The organism is Methanobrevibacter sp. (assembly GCF_045116495.1).
Lineage (GTDB): Archaea > Methanobacteriota > Methanobacteria > Methanobacteriales > Methanobacteriaceae > Methanocatella.
This window is the reverse complement of sequence record NZ_JBGULU010000043.1, coordinates 1-2188: the sequence shown is the minus strand read 5'-3', so window position 1 is coordinate 2188 and position 2188 is coordinate 1. Positions and strand designations below refer to the sequence as shown.

At 36.4% G+C, this 2188-nt stretch carries 2 protein-coding genes; both read left to right on the top strand.

The window, feature by feature from the left end; genetic code table 11:
• Window positions 1-99 precede the first annotated feature (99 nt).
• Window positions 100-912, top strand: coding sequence for a hypothetical protein (locus ACJMLH_RS02115; protein WP_405274281.1), 813 nt, complete (start codon window positions 100-102; stop codon window positions 910-912).
• Window positions 902-2188, top strand: a 1287-nt coding sequence (locus ACJMLH_RS02110) for a phage terminase large subunit (protein WP_405274280.1), incomplete at its 3' end; no start/stop codon positions are given. The genes ACJMLH_RS02115 and ACJMLH_RS02110, both read left to right, overlap by 11 nt.

Here is a 2188-nt window from a genome sequence, read left to right as displayed (position 1 = left end):
ATTATGAAAGGATTATGAAACAAAGGGAATACAAGTTAATTGAAGAGAGAAAACAGGAACTTGAAAGAGAATTAAGGGAGTTATAGGAGAACCATCACCATGGACAGAGTAAATTCAGATATTCATTATTTTTTAGATCGTCACGAACAGGAAATCATCAACTGCTGCAGGAAGGCAATGAGCAACAAGGAAATCATAGAACTCCTAAAAACAAAATATGGCCGTGAAGTTTCACTCACAACATTTAAGGAATTCAAAGCAGGACTGAAGCTAACAAAAGGAGATTTCCTAGAAACACTCCTGGATGAAATACAGGTAATGAAAACTCAAGGAGCAACAGATGAAAGTGTAAGAAGATGGCTGGATGAGGAACACAAACTTGAAGTAAGCAGAGCAACATTTTCAAGATTCAAAAAGAAATATCATCTAACAGATAATGATAAAGACTCAAGAGCCAGACAAAAAGATGCATTGACAAACAGGGCAATCACACAAAAACAGATAACCGACAATAACGTTCATGAGGACAATATAGATTTGGCTATTGATTCTATTCTCCAGCAACAGGTCACAGACATTAAAACAGGTTTGGAAAATTTAGACAAAATTACAAAAAATGCAGTTGGCCTTGAGATTGATTTTGAAAAGCTGGATCAGGAAGTAAGATACAATGCCAATGAAAAAAGTCTGGCCAGATATTTAATCGATATTACCGAACTGAAAATCAGATATCTGGAATTGTCCGTTAAGGCATTTGAAGCTAAAAACAGATTATTCAAAGATGAAATGGATAGACTCTTCAAAAATCGTGTATTAGAGTTAGAGGACAAGAAAATTGAAATCTCACAAAAGGACATTATGAATGAAATTGAAATCCTTGCAAAACAAATAGACGATAACAATGTACAATGAAAACGATGAATTCTATCTCAGTGCTAAAGATAAGGCCATCCTTCAGAAGTGTGTATATGAAAATCCATATATTCCATTCTCTCCATTTCCAAAGCAGGCTGAGATGATATTGGCTAGTGAAAAGGAAGTTTTGATTGGTGGGGCTGCCGGAGGTAGTAAATCCACCAGTCTGTTAATGAGGGCATTGTTTTATGTTCAGGATGATGCAAATGAATACCATGCGTTAATCTTGAGACGTACATTATCTGACCTGAAGCGTAAAGGAGCTTTAATTCACAAAGCTAGTCAATGGTTAAACAGAAAGGAAATTCAGAATAATGCAAGCATCAAACCAAAGTGGGATGGAACCGAACATTCATGGACATTTCCAAATGGAAATTCATTAACTTTCGGATATTTAAGGAACATCAATGATTTGGATACTTATCAGGGTTCTGAATATCAATTTATCGGAATTGATGAGCTGACACAATTGGAAAGGTTTAAATATATCTATATGAGGTCAAGAGTAAGGAAAACAAAAGACAATAAGCTTCCAACACAATTAATGGCATCAAGTAATCCAGGTAAGCGTGGAAACAAATGGGTTCGTGAAAGATTCATTGAGAAAATTGATGAAGACATCCAAGACAAATCTCAAATCAGATTCATTAGCTCCAGTTATCTGGATAATGTCTATTTGGATAGAAAAGATTATGAGGAATACCTGATGGGATTGGATAGGGTAACACGTGAGCAGTTAATGAACGGTAACTGGTATGCCAGTGTTAAAGGCCAGCTATTCGATGAATCGGACTTCCATTTGATTTCATATGATGAATACCTGAAAATTCCAATAGTTCGGATTATCAGATATTGGGATCTTGCAGCTACTGAAGTATTGAACGATGACAGATTGAAAGGAAGTGATCCGGATTATACTGCTGGAGTCATGCTTGCTAAAGATCTAAACGGCAACATTTACATCCTGGACTCATATGAGTTTCAGCTTGAGTCAAGAAACTTGATTAATGAAATCCTCAATACTGCAGCACGTGACAAGTCAGATGTTCAATACATTGAACTCGACGGAAGCACAGGTAAAAACTTCGGATTATTAATTATTGATGAGCTTAACCGAAGAGGTTTCACTACAGGAACTGGTAACTCAAGAGAGAATAAGGTTGACCGTGCAAGAAGGGTTTCAGCGGATATTCAAAAGAAGGGAATTTTCCTTGTTGGAAAGGATTCGACCGGGTTCACGAAAAAATGGGCGATGGAATTTCTGGAAAAAATA